This window comes from Nocardia sp. NPDC004068, assembly GCF_042874315.1.
GTDB lineage: Bacteria > Actinomycetota > Actinomycetes > Mycobacteriales > Mycobacteriaceae > Nocardia.
In genome coordinates, this window is the sequence record NZ_JBIAMW010000004.1 from 59282 (window position 1) to 75612 (window position 16331).

At 69.5% G+C, this 16331-nt stretch carries 18 protein-coding genes; 6 read left to right on the forward strand and 12 right to left on the reverse strand.

Translation table 11 applies throughout. The annotated features are described in order from the left end of the window. Positions 1 to 558: a TetR/AcrR family transcriptional regulator gene (locus ACFYTQ_RS11175; RefSeq protein WP_387359354.1), complete on the reverse strand. Its 558-nt coding sequence runs from the start codon at positions 556 to 558 to the stop codon at positions 1 to 3. A gap of 85 nt (positions 559 to 643) precedes the next feature. Here ACFYTQ_RS11175 and ACFYTQ_RS11180 point away from each other — a divergent pair, with 85 nt between their 5' ends. After that, a complete protein-coding gene (locus ACFYTQ_RS11180; protein WP_387359356.1) occupies positions 644 to 1975 on the forward strand; it encodes a hypothetical protein in 1332 nt (443 codons plus the stop codon). On the opposite strand, the gene ACFYTQ_RS11185 is transcribed toward ACFYTQ_RS11180, so the two are convergent. Continuing rightward, positions 1942 to 2994, reverse strand: a complete 1053-nt coding sequence (locus tag ACFYTQ_RS11185) for an NAD(P)-dependent alcohol dehydrogenase (RefSeq protein ID WP_387359358.1) — start codon at positions 2992 to 2994, stop codon at positions 1942 to 1944. The two genes, ACFYTQ_RS11180 and ACFYTQ_RS11185, sit on opposite strands and share 34 nt — an antisense overlap. A 270-nt stretch (positions 2995 to 3264) precedes the next feature. Between ACFYTQ_RS11185 and ACFYTQ_RS11190 the strand changes: the two genes are divergently transcribed. Both ACFYTQ_RS11190 and ACFYTQ_RS11195 read left to right on the forward strand, forming a co-directional pair. Beyond that, a complete protein-coding gene (locus ACFYTQ_RS11190; protein ID WP_387359360.1) occupies positions 3265 to 3996 on the forward strand; it encodes a ZIP family metal transporter in 732 nt (243 codons plus the stop codon). Between the two features lie 82 nt (positions 3997 to 4078). Beyond that, a complete protein-coding gene (locus tag ACFYTQ_RS11195; protein WP_387359362.1) occupies positions 4079 to 5203 on the forward strand; it encodes a S1C family serine protease in 1125 nt (374 codons plus the stop codon). On the opposite strand, the gene ACFYTQ_RS11200 is transcribed toward ACFYTQ_RS11195, so the two are convergent. The 10 genes from ACFYTQ_RS11200 to ACFYTQ_RS11245 all read right to left on the reverse strand — a co-directional run bounded on the left by ACFYTQ_RS11200 (position 5200) and on the right by ACFYTQ_RS11245 (position 13583). Further along, positions 5200 to 5766 carry a vitamin K epoxide reductase family protein gene (locus ACFYTQ_RS11200; protein WP_387359364.1) on the reverse strand — a complete coding sequence of 189 codons (567 nt, stop codon included), beginning with the start codon at positions 5764 to 5766 and terminating at the stop codon, positions 5200 to 5202. The genes ACFYTQ_RS11195 and ACFYTQ_RS11200 overlap by 4 nt on opposite strands. After that, positions 5763 to 6545 carry a DsbA family protein gene (locus ACFYTQ_RS11205; protein WP_387359366.1) on the reverse strand — a complete coding sequence of 261 codons (783 nt, stop codon included), beginning with the start codon at positions 6543 to 6545 and terminating at the stop codon, positions 5763 to 5765. The genes ACFYTQ_RS11200 and ACFYTQ_RS11205 overlap by 4 nt, the downstream gene beginning before the upstream one ends. 122 nt (positions 6546 to 6667) lie before the next feature. After that, positions 6668 to 7513 (reverse strand): polyphosphate kinase 2 family protein, encoded by an 846-nt coding sequence (locus ACFYTQ_RS11210; RefSeq protein ID WP_387359367.1) that lies wholly within the window; start codon positions 7511 to 7513, stop codon positions 6668 to 6670. Positions 7514 to 7543: 30 nt separating this feature from the next. Beyond that, on the reverse strand, positions 7544 to 8251 hold the full coding sequence (locus tag ACFYTQ_RS11215; RefSeq protein WP_387359369.1) for an ESX secretion-associated protein EspG: 708 nt from the start codon (positions 8249 to 8251) through the stop codon (positions 7544 to 7546). Next, complete coding sequence (locus ACFYTQ_RS11220) at positions 8251 to 8814, reverse strand: hypothetical protein (protein ID WP_387359371.1); 564 nt, start codon at positions 8812 to 8814, stop codon at positions 8251 to 8253. Before ACFYTQ_RS11220 ends, ACFYTQ_RS11215 begins: the two co-directional genes overlap by 1 nt. Continuing rightward, positions 8811 to 9203 (reverse strand): hypothetical protein, encoded by a 393-nt coding sequence (locus ACFYTQ_RS11225; RefSeq protein WP_387359373.1) that lies wholly within the window; start codon positions 9201 to 9203, stop codon positions 8811 to 8813. Before ACFYTQ_RS11225 ends, ACFYTQ_RS11220 begins: the two co-directional genes overlap by 4 nt. Before the next feature lie 148 nt (positions 9204 to 9351). Beyond that, positions 9352 to 9987: a class I SAM-dependent methyltransferase gene (locus ACFYTQ_RS11230; protein ID WP_387359374.1), complete on the reverse strand. Its 636-nt coding sequence runs from the start codon at positions 9985 to 9987 to the stop codon at positions 9352 to 9354. A gap of 39 nt (positions 9988 to 10026) precedes the next feature. After that, positions 10027 to 11274: a saccharopine dehydrogenase family protein gene (locus ACFYTQ_RS11235; RefSeq protein ID WP_387360161.1), complete on the reverse strand. Its 1248-nt coding sequence runs from the start codon at positions 11272 to 11274 to the stop codon at positions 10027 to 10029. Positions 11275 to 11303: 29 nt separating this feature from the next. Then, a complete protein-coding gene (locus ACFYTQ_RS11240; protein WP_387359376.1) occupies positions 11304 to 12749 on the reverse strand; it encodes an ABC1 kinase family protein in 1446 nt (481 codons plus the stop codon). 174 nt (positions 12750 to 12923) lie between these two features. Continuing rightward, entirely contained in the window at positions 12924 to 13583 is a 660-nt protein-coding gene (locus ACFYTQ_RS11245) for a TetR/AcrR family transcriptional regulator (RefSeq protein ID WP_387359378.1), read from the reverse strand. A 185-nt stretch (positions 13584 to 13768) separates the two neighbouring features. Between ACFYTQ_RS11245 and ACFYTQ_RS11250 the strand changes: the two genes are divergently transcribed. The 3 genes from ACFYTQ_RS11250 to ACFYTQ_RS11260 all read left to right on the forward strand — a co-directional run bounded on the left by ACFYTQ_RS11250 (position 13769) and on the right by ACFYTQ_RS11260 (position 16321). Then, positions 13769 to 15109, forward strand: a complete 1341-nt coding sequence (locus tag ACFYTQ_RS11250) for a DUF445 domain-containing protein (protein WP_387359380.1) — start codon at positions 13769 to 13771, stop codon at positions 15107 to 15109. A gap of 94 nt (positions 15110 to 15203) precedes the next feature. Beyond that, on the forward strand, positions 15204 to 15713 hold the full coding sequence (locus ACFYTQ_RS11255) for a helix-turn-helix domain-containing protein (protein ID WP_387359382.1): 510 nt from the start codon (positions 15204 to 15206) through the stop codon (positions 15711 to 15713). Next, positions 15710 to 16321, forward strand: a complete 612-nt coding sequence (locus ACFYTQ_RS11260; protein ID WP_387359384.1) for a heparin-binding hemagglutinin — start codon at positions 15710 to 15712, stop codon at positions 16319 to 16321. Before ACFYTQ_RS11255 ends, ACFYTQ_RS11260 begins: the two co-directional genes overlap by 4 nt. Positions 16322 to 16331: the final 10 nt, after the last annotated feature.

Genomic DNA, 16331 nt, shown 5'->3' on the forward strand with positions numbered 1-16331 from the left:
CTAACCGTCCAGCGCGTGGGCGAGGGTGCGCAGGCCGGTGACGATGGTGCTCGCGGTCGGCGCCCCGGCGGGCGCGAGCAGCCACTGGATGAGCAGGCCGTCGAGCAGGGTGAGCAGGACCGCGCCGAGGGCGTCGTCGGCGCGATCGCCGGGAACGAGCATGCGGGCCAGGGATTGGCGGGCCAGCTCCTGTTTGGCCGCCATCTCGTCGCGGACCTCCCCGGAATGCAGTGCCTGCGCGAGGCTTTCGATATTCGCCGCCCACAGCGCGCGGTCCTCGGTGAAGGTCTTGATCAACTGTTGCAGGAACGCCTGCAATCGGGCCGAGGGCCGGTCCTCGGCGGTGTCGCCGAAGGTGTCGAGGATGTGCTGGACCGCGTCGGTCGTCGATTCGATCATCGCCTGCTCGAGCAAGGCGTCGCGGGTGCCGAAGTGGTAGTTGATCGCGGCCAGATTGCTCCCGGAGCGGAAGACGATGTCGCGCACCGTGGTCCGCGCGTAGCCGCGTTCGGCGAGGCACTCCTTGGCCGCGGACAGGAGATCGTCACGAGTTCCCACGTCAGCAGGGTAGCAAGCGGCGGCTGACGAGTGTTTCATACGCTTGTTTCTGACAAGTGTTTGAAACGCCTGTATGCTTTCGGAGGTGACCCCCGAGACGAGAGGCAGGTCCGCGATGATCGCGCAGCGTCCGATATCCCCGTTCGAGCAAGGCTTCTTCCGCGCCGAGGCGCACCTGGGCTCGGTGCCCGTCGGTGGCATGGCGTTGTTCATCGGCGCGACGGTCGAGGGCGAGCCGGACCCGGCCGTCCTGGCGGCCGTGCTGGACGAGTTGGTCGCGGGCCATCCGCTGCTCGGCTGCCGGTACGTGCCCGACGCGGACGTGCCGACGCTGCGCCGGGTCGAGGGGTACCGCGCGCCGGTCGAGGTGGTCGAGGGCGGCGAGGAGGAGTACCTGCGCCTGGTGAATCGGCCGCAGGACTGGACCGGCGGCCTGTTCCGCGCGGTCGTGCTGCGGGACGGCGCGGTCAGCCGGGTCGTGCTGGTCATCCATCACGGAATCGCCGACGGCCGTTCGGCTTTCGCGCTGCTGGGTGAGATGTGGCGGCGTTACACGGCCCGCGTGCAGGGCGATCCACTCCCGATTTCCGATGTGCCGCAGGATCTTCCGGAGGCGATCGACGATCGGCTGGCCGCGGTGATCCCCGACTCGGCGGTGCTCGGACTGCTCGACGCCATGCGGGGTGTCCTCGCCGAACCGCCTCGCACACTGCCGTTCGACGGCGTTCCCGACGATCCGCGCGGCCGCTACGCCCTGGACCGCATCGAGTTGGACCCCGACGAGACCGAACGTTTCGCGGCCGCCGCGCGAGCGGCCGGGCTGACGGTGCACAGCCTGTTGAGCGGATGCGCGATGGCGGCGGTGCGCGGTCGGTTCGACGACGCCGATCCGCTGCCGATGGTCTGTGGCTACGCGGCCGATATCCGGGGCGCCCTCGATCCGGCCGTGCCCGAGAGCCTCGTGCTCAACTGCGCGGCCGGATTCGGGACACCGCTGTCGGTGCCCGCCACACCGGATCCGGTCGAACTCGGCCGGATCATCGATGCCGATGTCCGCGCGGCACGCGAGGCCCGCCTTCCGGCCCTGATCGCGTTGCTGCCGCGGCACATTCGGGACGAGGCGACGGCGGCGATGTTCAGCTCACCGCCGACCCTCGCCCTGTCCAATGTGGGCCGCCTCCCGGCGCATGTGCTCCCGGCGGGGCTGCGCTACCTCCGCACCGACGTCTTCGCCATGGGCCCGGGGATGCCGCCGAAACTGACCGTGTTCACCGTGGGCGACCGCCTGACCATCCAGCTCGAATACGATACGACCGAGCGCAGCCGGGCGCGGATGTTCGAAGTGCGCCAAGCCCTTTCGGAGCTGTTGCGGCGGACCTCCGCTCAGATGGTGGCGGTGTCGATGACGAACCGGTAGCGGACGTCGCTGGCGATGGCCCGCTCGTACGCCTCATCGATGCGGTCGGCGGAGATGACCTCGATCTCGGCGCCGATGTGGTGTTCGGCGCAGAAGTCGAGCATCTGCTGGGTCTCGGCGATGCCGCCGATATTGGAGCCCGCCAGCGATCGGCGGCGGCCGGTCAGCGTGAACGGTTGCACCGCAACGGGTTTGTCGGGCAGCCCCAGCATCACGAGGGTGCCGTCCAGGGCCAGCAGGCGCATGTAGTCGTTGATGGGCAGATCGGCGGAGACCGTGTTGAGGATCAGGTCGAAGCGGCTGCGCAACTCGCGGAAGGTCTGCTTGTCGCTCGTGGCGTAGTAGCGTCGCGCCCCGAAGCGGCGGCCGTCGGCCTCCTTGCTCAGCGAATGACTGAGGACGGTGACCTCGGCGCCCAGCGCGCTGGCGATCTTCACCCCGACGTGGCCGAGACCGCCCATCCCGACGATGGCGACCTGCTTGCCGGGTCCGGCGTTCCAGTGCCGCAGCGGCGAATACAGCGTGATGCCCGCGCACAGCAGGGGCGCGGCCTGTTCCAGGCTGATGCCGTCCGGGATGGAGAGGACGAAGTGCTCGGTCACCACCACCTGGGTGGAGTAGCCGCCGAAGGTCACGCCGCCCGGCTGGACCTCCTCGGGGACGCGGCCGTTGTAGGTCATGGTCGCGCCGCGCAGGCAGTAGCTCTCCTCGCCCGCCAGGCAGGAGGAGCACTCGCCGCAGGAGTCCACCATGCAGCCGACGCCGACCCGGTCGCCGACCTTGTGCTTGGTGACGCCCGAGCCGACGGCGGCGACGATCCCGGCGATCTCGTGGCCGGGCACGCAGGGATAGGCGGTGCCGTGCCACTCGTCGCGGGCGGTGTGGATGTCGGAATGGCAGATGCCCGCGTACTTGATATCGATCAGTACGTCGTTCGGGCCGAGTTCGCGTCGCTCGATCGTGGTCTTGGCGAAGCGCCCGTCGGGCGCGTCGATGGCATACGCGGCGGCAGTGGTCATGCTTCCATGCCTACCCGCGCATAGTTACCGACGCAAACCATCGAGAGATGGCCAACTTCTCGCGCGGCAGCGGGGGAGTGTGCGACTCCCGGCAACCCGCCGCGCGGTTGCGGGGAGTGTGCAACTCCCGGGTCAACTCGCCGCGCGATTGCGGGGAGTGTGCAACTCCCGGGTCAACTCGCCGCGTGGTTGCGGGTGTGTGCAACTCCCCGGCCAACTCGCCGCGCGGTTTGCCGCACGGTCGCGCGGTTGGTGGCCGATGCTGTGCGGATGGCGATTCTGCTGGCCCTGGTTTCGATGTGCTCGACGTTGCTGGGTGGCTTGGTGGCGGCGCGGATCGGGGAGCGCAAACGGCTGGTGCTGGGGTTGGCCGCGGGCGTGCTGCTCGGGGTGGTGGCCTTCGATCTGCTGCCCGACGCGCTGGCCGAATCGCACTACGAGGTCGCCGGGGTGCCGGGGGCGCTGATCGCGGGGGTGGTCGGGTTCTTCACCGTGCACATCATCGAGCAGGAGATGGCCGTGCACGTCGGGCACGAGAACGAGTTCGGGGCGCACAGCCACGACTTCCAGTCGGTCGGGCTGATCGCGGCCTGCGGGCTGGTGTTCCACAGCATGCTCGACGGGCTGAGCATCGGGGTGGGGTTCCAGACCGGGACCGCGCTCGGCCTGTCGGTGGCGATCGCGGTGATCTGCCACGACTTCGCCGACGGGTTCAACGCGTTCACCATTCCGACGCTGTACGGCAACGCGCATCGGCGGGCGGTGGTGCTGCTGGTGCTGGACGCGATCGCGCCGGTCGTGGGCGCGCTGATCGGGACGCTCGTCCGCGTGCCCGCGAATCTGGCCGGGCTCTACCTCGGCTACTTCGCGGGGTTCCTGCTGTACCTGGCGACCGGGGACATCCTGCCGGAGGCGCACGCCGGGCGGCCGTCGCGGCTGGTGCTGGCGTGCACGATCGGGGGTGCGGGGCTCATGTTCGGTGTTTCCGTGCTGAATCACTGATCCCGCGACACGCTCGGGTTGTTTTGGTACACATAGAAGCACAATCGCCGAAGCCCGCGGGCGCGTACGAGGCGGGAGTGTCATGTACGACGGCACGGATATCGATGTGGACCGGGCGCGGCCGCGCCGGGTCGGACGGGCCGGTCGCACGGCCGCGCTGATACTCGCCGTGCTGTTGACGGCCCTGGTGCTGTTCGGTTATCGAAACGAGTTGCCGCGCTTGACATTCGGGTCCGGTGACCGCACCACCACACTGCTCGGGCCGCCGCTGCCGCCCTTGGACGCGGCGCTGGTGGCCGCCGACGTCGAACCCGAATTGGTCAATGTCGACGTCTCGATCCGCCCGAGCGGGATCAGCGCCGCCGGATCGGGCATCGTGCTCACCGCCGACGGGCAGGTGTTGACCAGTCATCACGTGGTGAAGGGGGCGGACGTCATCACCGTCGGGGATCTGGGCAACGGCCGCGCCTATCCCGCGGTCGTGCTCGGCTACGACGCGACCAGCGATATCGCGTTGCTGTCGCTGTCGGGGGCGTTCGGGCTGCCGGTGGCGCGGGTGGGCAGTTCGGCGGCGCTGCGGCTGGGCGACGAGATCCTGGCCATCGGCAACGCGGGCGGCACCGGATCACCCACTGTCACACCGGGTTCGGTGACGTCGCTGAGCAGTTCGATCGTGGCCCGCGACGCCGCGGATCTGTCCCGCAAGGCGCTCGCGGGCATGATCGAGGTGGCCGCGCCGGTGGCGTCGGGCCAGTCGGGCGGGGCGCTGGTCGACCGGTACGGCGCGGTGGTCGGCGTGATCACCGCCGCGTCGGGTGAGGTCGCCAGGGCCGCCGGGCGGGCGAGCGGCTACGCGGTCCCGATCGATACGGCCATGACCGTGGTCCGCCAGATCCGTTCGGGCATCCCCACCGACACCGTCCACGTCGGCCCGACCGCCACCCTCGGCGTCCTCACCTCCGACGCCCGCCAACCGCCCGGCGCCCGCGTCGACGTCACCCTCTACGGCCAGCCCGCCTACACCGCGGGCCTGCTCGTGGGCGAGGTCATCACCGCCGTCGACGGCCGCACCATCACCTCGGTGCAGAGCCTCAAGGCCGCCCTGAACACCCGAAAGCCTTCGGACACAGTGCGTTTGGACCTCACCGACCCCGACGGCACCCACCGCACCCTGCCCGTGGTCCTGGCGTCGGGGCCGCCGAACTAGAACGCGTGCAGCCAGTAGTCCTGGAACCGGAGGAACACCAGCAGGATCACAACGGCGTAGAAGACGGCGACGACGGTCCAGCGCCATTCGGCGAGGATGCGGGCCGGGCCGCGGGAACCGCCGAAGAGTTGGTCGGTGGCGACGGCGAGCATGAGGGGGGTGGCGGTCCAGACGACCATGCAATAGGGGCACAGGGCGTTGATGCGGTAGAGGCTCTGGAAGATCAGCCAGCCGATGAACACCATGCCGAGGAGCAGGCCCAGCCACAGGCCCGCCCAGAACCAGCGGGGCAGCCCGACGCCCGCGACGGCGAGGACGGCGAGGGTGACCGCCACCGAGAAGCCGACCACGCCGATCAGGGGGTTGGGGAAGCCGAAGACGGCGGCCTGATCGGTGGCCATGACCGACCCGCACGACAACACCGGGTTGATGCTGCACGACGGCCGATAGTTCGGATCCATGAACAGCTTGAACCGCTCGACGGTCAGGGTGACCGCCGCGATCCAGCCCGCCAGCGAGGCGATCAGCAGCAACCAGGCGGAACGAACGGGCGCCGCGATCACTTCGCCGCGGCCTCGATCTTCTGGCGGAACGCGTCGGGCGCGGCGATGTCCTGCGGGGCGAGCTGCTGCCCGTTCACGAACACGGTCGGCGTCGACTGGATGCCGCTGTTCAACACGTCCTTGGTGACCTTCTGCACGTACGAGTCGTACTTGTCGTCGTTGATGCATTGGGCCACAACGGGATCGGTGTACCCGGCCTCCTGCGCGATCTGGACCAGCTTCTCGTCGGGCAGGCCGCCGGAGCCCTCCGGGGGCTGCTGCTTGTACATGCTCGCCACCCACGCCTGGAACTTGGTGGGATCGTTCTCGGCCACGCAGTAGGCGGCGTTGGCCGCGCGCGAGGAGTAGCGGGCGCCGCCCGAGGCGCGGTCGAGGAACGCGATGATGTTGTACTCGACGGCCGCGGTCCCGGCCTTCACCTCGTCCTCGAGGACGGTCGCGTTGGTGGCCTCGAACAGCTGGCAGGACGGGCACTGGAGGTCGGCGACCAAGCGGACCGTGGCCTTGGCGCCGGGCTTGCCGATCCGGATCGAGCCGTTGTCGGTGATGGAACCGGTGACGGCGTCCGGGGCCGGGGGCTGGGCGGTGACCGTTGGCGTGGGCCCGGCGTCGTTCTTGTCGGACTGACGCACCGCGATGCTGATGCCGATGGCCGCGATCAGGCCGATCAACACGACCGCCACGCCCACCTGGATCGCGATGGTCCGCCTGCGATCGGTCCGCTGCACCGCCGCCAGCGCGTTCCTGCCCCGCGGATTGTTGCTCACCTTCGAGTTCACCACGCCTTCCTGTGCTCGTCCGGACACCCGTGCGTGCCGCCCCGATCGTACGGGCGGGCCGCGCGCGTGCCGCGCCCGCACACATCAATACCGGTCGAACCTGAGAGTCCGGACAGAACCCGTCACGACTCGGCGAGGCGGCGGCGCTGTTCCTCGACGTCGAACGCGGGTGCGGGCCAGGTCAGTTCGAGCCCGCTCAGGGCGTCGATGAGCAGTTCGGTGACCGCGAGCCGGGCGTACCACTTGCGGTCGGCCGGAACGACGTACCAGGGCGCGTGGTCGGTCGAGGTGCGGTCGAGGACGGCCTGGTACGCCTCCTGGTAGGCGGGCCAGTACGCCCGCTCGTCGATATCGCCCGGATTGAACTTCCAGTACTTGTCCGGGCGGTCCAAGCGCCGGGCCAGCCGCTTGCGCTGCTCGTCGAGGGAGACGAACATGGCGACCTTCACCAGCGTCGTGCCCGCCTCCACCAGACCGCGTTCGAACTCGTTGATCTCGTCGTAGCGGGCGGCCCACACCTGCCGCGGGACCAGCTCGTGGACCCGCACGACCAGCACGTCCTCGTAGTGCGAGCGGTCGAACACGCCGATCTGCCCGCCGCGCGGCAACTTTCGCTCGATCCGCCACAGGTAGTGGTGGCGCCGCTCCTCCTCGGTCGGCACGCCGAAGGCCGCGTGGTCGACGCCCTGCGGATCCACCGAGCCGATCACGTGCCGCACGATGCCGCCCTTGCCCGCGGTGTCCATGCCCTGCAACACCAGCAGCACACTGCGCGGGTCGCCGGAACGGCCGTTGGCGTAGAGCTTCTCCTGTAGATCCGACAGCACCTGCTGGCGCTCGACGAGCCGCTTCGCGCCGGTCGCCTTGTCGCCGTCGAAGCCGGGCGTGGCCGAGGTGTCGAGGTCGGCGACCTGCACGCCGTCGGCGCGCAGGGCCGGGGGAAACGGGGAGTCGGAGGATTTTGCCATGCGGCGAGTATGGCTCGCGCGGGCCGAGATTCACTGGATGCAGGCCAGGCGGGCCAGCTGGGCGGCGAGCTCGGCGTCGGTGACCGGGCTGAGGATGAGGTCCGCGGCCGTGGTGAGCAGATAGCGGCCGTCGCCGGTGAAGTCGAGCCAGGTGCGGTAGCGGGTCGGGGGCGACATCGGATTGTCCGGGGCGACGGTGACGGTGATGAAACCGCGCGAGTCCACCGATTCGCGCAGCTTGCGGCGGAACCGGGCGGCGCCCCGATGGCTCGGACCCGAATAGGGCGGCATGCCCTCCAGTTCGAGCACCGCCTCCTGCGGCTCGCGCAACGGGCCCTGCTGACCGGGCGGCGCGGAGCCGATCACCTCGACCAGTTTCGCGCCGAGCGCGCGGGCGTGACAGACCAGCACGACCACCGCGTCGGGTTTGGCGATGAGGATTCCGGCGTGTTGATGGACCACGGCGGCGAAGGCGAGGACGCGTTCGGGTTCGGCGCCGGTCCGTTCCCCGGAGATGGTGATCGTGGTGGCGTCGCCGCGCGCGCACAACAGCAGCGCCGCGGTCAGATCCGGATCGGTGTTGCGGGCGTAGCGATGTCGCAAACCCAGTGCGGCGTACTCGGATTCGGTGCGCGCGGTGGTCGCCGGGATCATGTTCACCGGGTACGGGCGCCGGTCCAGCCCGGTCTCGGTGGCCCAGACGTGGGTGAACTCGTCGGGGGTGAGCACCCACTTCACTACTCCGGCCCCCCGCTCGGCGCCGGGGTGAACCGCGGGACGCGATCGCCGGAGGCGGGCAGGGTCTGGTTGTAGACGTAGCTGAGCACGTCGCGGGCGTCGGCGAGGGCCGACGCGGCGGCCAGATCGTGGTCCATGCGGCGCTGGCCGCCGTGCACGGCCTCGGCCGCCGGATCCGGCAGCGGCCGGTAGGGCTGGGGCGGCGGCGGGATGGCGTCCCGAATCGATTGCGCCGCTTCGGCATTGGACTCCATGAGCCGTTGCAGGGTGTCGCACACCTCGGGCAGGGCCAGGCCCCGGCCGACGAAATCGCGGGTGGCCTGGAGGGCGGCCTCGTAGGCGCGGCCGCGCCAGCGGGTGAACTCGACGTTCACCGAATCGGAGAAGACCCGGAACGCCTCCCCGACCAGTTCGGCGTGCCGCCGCCAGGAATCCGCGACCGCGCCGAGCGCGCCCGGATCCAGCGACTCGTGCACCTGATCCCAGATCTCCTGATGGGTGAAGGCGCCGAACACCTCCCGGTCCGGCACGAACGGCGGATCGGTCTCCGGGGGTGGGGTCACCGCACGTCCTCGGAGCGCGCGGTGATCAGTTCCAGCGCCGCGCGATTGGCGGCCTCGGCCTCGTCGAAGTGCTTGCCCGCCGCCAGATACGCCGCCTTGAACAGCAGCGCGGTCTGCTGGAAGGCGGTGATGGTGTCGTGGAATTCGCGGCCCTTCGCGGCGAATCCGCGGGTGAGGGCGTGTCCGGAGGGCAGATTCGGGAATCCGCCGACCTCGGTGACCGGCTGATCGGCGCGGCGGGCGTGCTGGAGATCCGCCACCAGCCGATCGCAGGCCGCCGCCAGATTGCGCGCCACATCCTCGGCGATCTCGAAGACCGCGCCCCCCGGATCCGTTGCCGCGGCATACAATTCGCGAGCGGCCTGTTGTCCGGTGTCCGGAACCCGCACTGCTGCTCCCCTTCCGGTTACGACCGACCCCGACCCCGTCTGGCGAATCTACCGGATCGCGCACGTCGCCGCCGATCCTCGCCGCTGTGAGCCGACACACGATATTCGGGCCGGAGTTGGGATCGTGCTTGCGCCCGAGGCGATTTCGTCACCGGGCCGGGCGGGTGGCGCTCACGTATTGCAGCAGTCCGTGCACCTCTTGGCGGATCTCGGTCAGGCCGGACCGCTCGAACAGGTCCGGGAAGGTGTCGATGTCGAACACCCGCAGCCCGCCCGCGCCGCCCACCAGCGTGCTCACCGCGCCGAACCAGGTGTCGTCGCGATGGCTGGTGCTGATCGCGATCCGGCCGCCGGGGGCCAGCACCCGGATCATCTCCCGCGCGGCCACCAGCGGATCCGGGATCAGGTACAGCGCGCCGAAGCAGCAGACCGCGTCGAATGTGCCGTCCGCGAACGGCAATCGGCGCGCGTCGCCGCGCACGTAGCCGACCCGCGGACCGGAGTTGTCGACGCGGGCCTGGCGCAGCATCGGACCGGAGAAGTCGATGCCGACCGCGTAGCCGTCACCGGCGAGGCGGGTGCTCAGATAGCCGGTGATGTTGCCGGGTCCACACGCCACGTCGAGGACCCGGCTGCCGGGCCGCAGCCGCAGCGTGCGCGCGGCGTCGTGCCGATCGGCCCGCATGGTCCGGCCGGTGGCCAGGAAGAACGCGGCCGGACGCCAGGCCCGCTCGTAGACCAGGGCGAAGGCCGGGTTGTTCATCGTGCGCCGGGCGAGATTCACAGGGTCATCCTAGCTGTAACGTTTTGTCACAGATATAGCTCAGGCCCGGTCGACCTCGATGGTCATCCCGGCCGCCCGCAGCCGTTCGATCAGCGCGTCGCCCATGGCCGTGGCCGGGGTGAGCACCCCGGCCAGCGCGGGCAGTTCGTCGAAGGCCAGGCACAGGCCCGACTCGCCGAGCATGACCGCGGTGGCCTGATAGCCCGGATCGCCCGTGCCGGAGAAGGTGGCGACGTACTTCGCGCCGGATGTGGTGCGGGTGAAGGTCTTCGAGGTGAACCAGCCGTTGCGCCGGGACTTCTCGCTCGGCCCGGTGCCCGGCTTGGGCAGCACGCGATCGAGCAGGCGCCGCCCGGCCGCGGCCCGCGACAGCACCGCCGTCGCCGCGACGCCCGCCACGATCCCGCCCGCCAGCCCCGCCGCGGCCAGCGGCGCGACCGGCGACGAACCGGCGCTCATCACCTCGCGGTAGCGGAAGTTCTTGCCGTACGCCCAGCCCAGCAGCCCGTTGCTGCGGCGCACCATCTTGGTGTTGTGCGGGCCCATGATGAACGTGGCCACCCAGCCGTGCAGGCTCGGATCGATGGCCGACGCCCGCATGAGCGCCTGATCGGACTGGCGGCCCAGATCGGGTTCGACGGCCGGATCGGGGCTGAGCGAATACGGATGGGTCATGATCCTGCCGTTGGCCGGGTCGGCGGCGACCGACTCCATCATCGCGCGCAGGGCGTCGACGGTGCCGCCGCTCACCCCGCCCTTGAGCCAGGCCACCATCGTGGTATCGGTGAGTTCGCCGGTGTTGTCCTCGACCGAGCGGCGGTAGAGCTGGTAGACGTTCAGATCCGACGGAATCGAGTCGTAGCCACAGGAATTCACGATCTTCGCGCCCGTGCCCACGGCCTGCTCGGTGAACCGATCGATGCATTCGCGGATGAACGGCGGCTCCCCGGTCAGATCGGCGTAGTGGGTACCCGCCTGCGCGCACGCCTGGGCCAGCGGCAGGCCGTAGCGCAGGTACGGGCCGACCGTCGTGACGACCACCCGCGTGCGCGCGGCGAGCGCGTCCAGCGCCGCCTGATCCGACGAATCCGCAACCAGCAGTGGCCAATTCGCGGCCGCCGCACCCAAGCCGTCGCGCACGGTGGTGAGCTTGTCCGGGGATCGGCCCGCCAGCGCGATGCGCGCGTCCGCGGGCGCCGCCCCGGCCAGATACTCCGCGGTCAGCCCGCCGACGAAACCGGTCGCGCCGAACAGCACGAGGTCGAATTCCCTGTCTGCCATGGATATCTCCTGACGGCGGGCCTGGCCGGATGGAGCTACGCCTTGCGCCGCTTGGTGGTGCCGGACTTCTTGCGGGCGGTGCCCGCCCGGGAGGAATTCTTCTTCGTCTGCGGGTGCTGCGCCAGCCACGAATGATGGAGCTTGCCCAATTCGGTCACCGGTGGGTCGCCGTAGAGCCATTCGCGGGCGATGCGATGCCAGTTCGCGGTCGCCTCGAGCTGGCCGAGCACGCCGAAGGTGAGGAAATCGGCGCGGCGGGAGAACAGATGCTCCGGGGGCAGGTTCTGCTGTTTCATGCCCGCGTACTCCGCCGCGCGCGGATCGACCGCGAGAACGAAAGCGCCGCTTGCCAATTCGGGGGTGATGGTCAGCTCCTCGTCGACCACGACCCATTCGCAGGCGGCCAGCACGTACTCCAGCGCCTCCTCGGGGGTGACCTCGTCGGGCTCCTCGATCACGCCGCGGTCGATCAGCAGCCGCCACAACTCCTCGGCGCGGTCCTCGGCGGCGTAGCGGATGCCGGCCATCTCGGCCTGTACGTGCTGGGGATCCATCCGGTTGTAGAGACCGAAGTCCAGGAACGCCACCCGCCCGTTGTCGCCGAGCAGCAGGTTGCCCGGGTGCGGGTCGCCGCAGAACTCGTTGAAGGTGAACAGCGAACCGACGTAGAAGCGGTAGATGATCTCCCCGACCCGATCGCGTTCGGCGGCCGGCAGGGCCCGGATCTCGTCGAACCCGTGGCCGGGGAAGTACTCGCTGACCAGCACGCGGGTGGTGGACAGCTCCGGCATCGTCTTGGGCACCACGATGAACGGGTGGTCGGCGTAGAGGGTCGCGATCTCGTACTGGGTGCGCGCCTCGGCCACGTAGTCGAGTTCGCTCTCCAGATTCAGCCGCAGCTCGTCGAGCACGGCCGGGGTCACCCACGGCATCGCCGACTGGAGGATGCGACGGAACATGGCCAGGTTCTTCAGGTCCGCGCGCACGGCCACATCGATGCCCGGGTACTGCACCTTCACCGCGACCTGCCGCCCGTCGTGCAGGCGGGCCCGGTACACCTGGCCGATCGAGGCCGCGGCGATGGGCTCGTCCTCGAATTCGGCGAAGACCTCGGAGAGCGGGCGGCCGAAATCCTCCTCGACAACCGCGCACATGGTCTCGAAGGAGACCTTCGGCGCGCTGTCGCGCAGCACGGCCAGTCGGCGCTGGAAGCGTTCGCGATGTTCGGCGGGGACGAGATCGAGATCGAGCACCGACAGCATCTGGCCGAGCTTCATGGCCACGCCCTTCATGGTGCCCAGCACCATGACCATCTGCTCGGTCGAGCGGATCATCGACTCCTCGGCCATGCGCGCGCGGACGGCCTCGGAGCGGCCGCGCATCGAGCGCCGGGTCCGTTGGGCGCGGATGACGTTACCGGCGACGGCCACCCCCAGCTTCGTTCCGCGCGCGAGTCGGGACGTCGGCAACTCTTTCGCCATGGAGAGCTACTCCGCCTCTCTGCGTATTCCTCGACCAGCGTTTGCAGTCTGCTAACAGGCTGCCGATCATGGCAGCCCGGGTCAAGGGTTGCCGGGATGCGCACACCGCGGATTACCGCAGCGCGGAATGTTGCGGCGCGGAATACGACCGGCGGGATCGTCCGCGCGGCGGATTCAGCCGCGGGGCGCGGGCAAGGCGTGCGGCTGGGCGTTGAACTCCTCGGGCGAGCCGCCCGCGCGGACCATGCCCTCGATCGCGCTCCACGCCATCATCGTCATGTGGTCGAGCATCTTGTCGGCGGTCATGGCGCGGTTGGTGATCCACCAGTCCGTCGCGAGCTGCACGCCGCCCACGAGGACGTAGGAGTAGAGCATGACGCCCTCGGTGGAGACGCCGCGGTCGAACGCCTTGTCCCGCAGCACGGCCGCGACCACGTCGGCGAACAGCTTCTCGAAGTCGGCGAGGGTCGACTTGTCGGTGCTCGAGCCGTTGCCCATGATGAAGCGGTAGACGTCGGTGTCGGCGTCGACCGTGTGCACGTAGGCGGCGAGGGTGTTGCGCACCAGCTGGTATTCGTCGAGGTCGTCGCTGATCGCCTCGTAGATGCGCGGCATCAGCGTGGTCTCCACGAAGCGTTCCATGGTGGCTCGGGTCAGATCGCTCTTGTCCGAGAAGTACCGGTACAGCACGGTTTTGGAGACGCCGATCTCGGCGGCGATCTCGTCCATCCCGATATCGCCGCCGCGCTTGCGGATCGCGGCCAGGGTGCCGTCGACGAGTTCCTCGCGCCGGTCGATCTTGTGCTGATGCCAGCGCCGCTTGCGGCCGTCCACTCGGCCCGTGCGCGCCGGAGCGCTCGCGCCGGGGCGTGCGGCTCGTTCCTCGACTTCGACGAGGTCTTCGGTGGACAGGGCGGACTCCTCCCTCGGGGGGTGTGCGGGCCGCTCCCAGCTTAAGTCTTTTTCCGCGCGCGCAGGGAAGAAGCGAGGGAGGTTCGGCGAGCCAGCAGAATGGGGTTATGGAGCAATCTCCCGGCAGTGTCCCCGTTGCGACCCAGACGCGCCCGGCGGTGCCGGCGGGCTCGTTCGCCGATCTCATGGACGAGAGCGGAAAGCGGCGTGACCTGCGCAAGATGAAGGCCGTCGCGACCGGATTCCTGCTCGCGGCGACGGTGATCTATCTGGTGTGCTGCTGGCTGGGTTCGCGCGGAATCGGCGGCGGCTGGGTCGGATACGTGCGCGCGGCGTCGGAGGCGGGCATGGTCGGCGCGCTGGCGGACTGGTTCGCGGTGACCGCCCTGTTCCGGCATCCGCTGGGTCTGCCGATTCCGCACACCGCGATCATCCGCAAGAAGAAGGACCAGCTCGGCGAGAGCCTCGGCGACTTCGTGCGGACCAACTTCCTGTCGCCGGAAACCGTTGTGGCCAAGGTGAATTCGGCCCAGATCTCGCTGCGGCTGGGGCGCTGGACCGCGCAGCCCGCGCACGCGGCCCGGATCTCGGAGGAGACCTCCACGCTGCTGCGCGCGGTGATCGGCGCGCTGCGCGACGAGGACGTCGAGCAGGTGATCGATCACACCATCGTGAAACGCATCGCCGAACCCCTGTGGGGTCCCCCGATCGGCCGGGTGCTCGCCGAACTGCTCGGCGAGAACCGCCAGGCCCCCCTGCTGGATCTGCTCGCCGAGCGGGCCCATCAATGGGCGCTGGGCAGTCAGGAGACGATCGACCGGATCGTCATGCGCGACGCGCCGTCGTGGGCGCCGAAATTCGTCAACGTCCTGCTGTCCGAGCGCATTTATCGGGAATTGGTGGAATTCACCTGGAAGGTCCGCTCCCAGCCCGATCACGAGGTGCGCCTGGCCGCGACCCGGTTCCTCGAGGATTTCGCGCACGATCTCCAGTACGACGACGCCATGATCAAGAAGGCCGAACGGGTCAAGACCGAGATCATGGGCCGCGAGGAGATCACCGGCATGGCCCAGGCCACCTGGCGGGCCGCCAAGCGGATGATCCTGGAATCGGCCGACGATCCGAACAGCACCCTGCGCCGCAAGATCACCGAGAACGTGCAGCAACTCGGCCAGCGGCTGGTCGACGAGCCGGAACTGCGCGGTCGGATCGACGGCTGGACCGAACGCGGCGTCCGATATCTGGTGTCGAACTACGGTTCCGAGATCGCGACGCTGATCAGCGATACGGTGGCGCGGTGGGATGCCGACGAGGCGAGTTCCAAGATCGAATTGCAGGCCGGTCGCGATCTGCAATTCATCCGCATCAACGGAACGGTGGTGGGTTCGCTGGCCGGACTGGCGATCTACGCCGTTTCGCATTTGCTGTTCCCGGGTTGGTCGGCGTAGTCCGAGAATCCGATCGAAATTAGTGCTAGCAGGGCGCTTGCAAGAGTTAGCACCACGCCCTAGACTCGACAGTACAACCGCCGGAAGGTGAGTGATGGCAGACGATGCCGAGGGTTCCGAGCCGAAGGTGGCCCGCGTAGCCAACGCGGCGCACGACATCGGAAGCTTCATCCGTGCGCAGCGGGAAGCCGCGCAGGTCTCGCTACGCCAGCTCGCTCAGCTGGCGGGGGTGAGCAATCCGTACCTCAGCCAGATCGAGCGCGGGTTGCGCAACCCGTCCGCCGAGGTGCTCGCGCAGATCGCCAAGGGTCTGCGGGTCTCCTCGGAGGTCTTGTACATGCGGGCGGGCTATCTCGAGCAGAGGCCGCACAGCCCGGTCCGGGACGCCCTGCTGGCCGAAACGGGAATCACCGAGCGGCAGAAGCAGGTCCTGCTGGACATCTACGAGTCGTTCCGTCGCGAGAACGCGGGGAACGGCCTCGGAGGGGACGCGCCGGAATCGGCGGGGGGCGTTCCCGGGGGAGACAGGGACAACGAGGTTCCGCAGCACGCCACCCATGGCACACCGACCGAAGTTCCACGCCAGGAGGACGGAACATCATGACCCAAGCCAACGCCACCGTCACCAAGCCGCTCTACGCCACCGTCGGCGCGGGCGACGCCCTGTTCAACGCCGTCACCGAGGCCGTCGACCGGCTCCGGGAGCGCGCGGCCACCGCCGACGTCTCCGGCCGGGTCGAGGAGGCCCGCGAGCGGCTCGCCAACCTGCCCGCCGACGCCCAGGAGCAGTTCGGGACGCTGCGTCAGCGCCTCGCCGCCCTGCCCGCCGAACTGCCCGACGACGTCGCCGAGCTGCGCGAGAAGCTGACCCCCGAGGAGCTGCGCCGGGTCGTCGACCAGTACTACCACCAGCTGCTGGACCTGTACCAGGATCTGGCCGGGCGCGGTGAGGTGCGGGTCGGCAAGCTGCGCGAGACCAACACCGCGTTCGACGAGCAGTTCGGCCGGGTCGAGGACATCCTGGGCAAGGTCACCGTCCAGGCCCGCGGCCTGCTGGGCCGGGCCGCCGAGGAGGCCGACGAGGCCGCCGACGCCGTCGAGGCCGAGGTCGTCTCGGTGACCGAGCAGACCGAGCCCGCCAAGAAGGCCGCCCCGAAGAAGGCGCCCGCGAAGAAGGCCCCCGCGGCCAAGAAGACCACCCCCGCCGAGTAACGGCGACCAG

What these genes read in the sequence shown, in the direction of transcription:
- ACFYTQ_RS11185 (WP_387359358.1), bottom strand. Translation starts at nt 2,994, where the DNA reads ATGACCACTGCCGCCGCGTATGCCATCGACGCGCCCGACGGGCGCTTC.
- ACFYTQ_RS11190 (WP_387359360.1), top strand. Translation starts at nt 3,265, where the DNA reads ATGGCGATTCTGCTGGCCCTGGTTTCGATGTGCTCGACGTTGCTGGGT.
- ACFYTQ_RS11195 (WP_387359362.1), top strand. Translation starts at nt 4,079, where the DNA reads ATGTACGACGGCACGGATATCGATGTGGACCGGGCGCGGCCGCGCCGG.
- ACFYTQ_RS11210 (WP_387359367.1), bottom strand. Translation starts at nt 7,513, where the DNA reads ATGGCAAAATCCTCCGACTCCCCGTTTCCCCCGGCCCTGCGCGCCGAC.
- ACFYTQ_RS11240 (WP_387359376.1), bottom strand. Translation starts at nt 12,749, where the DNA reads ATGGCGAAAGAGTTGCCGACGTCCCGACTCGCGCGCGGAACGAAGCTG.
- ACFYTQ_RS11250 (WP_387359380.1), top strand. Translation starts at nt 13,769, where the DNA reads ATGGAGCAATCTCCCGGCAGTGTCCCCGTTGCGACCCAGACGCGCCCG.
- ACFYTQ_RS11255 (WP_387359382.1), top strand. Translation starts at nt 15,204, where the DNA reads ATGGCAGACGATGCCGAGGGTTCCGAGCCGAAGGTGGCCCGCGTAGCC.
- ACFYTQ_RS11260 (WP_387359384.1), top strand. Translation starts at nt 15,710, where the DNA reads ATGACCCAAGCCAACGCCACCGTCACCAAGCCGCTCTACGCCACCGTC.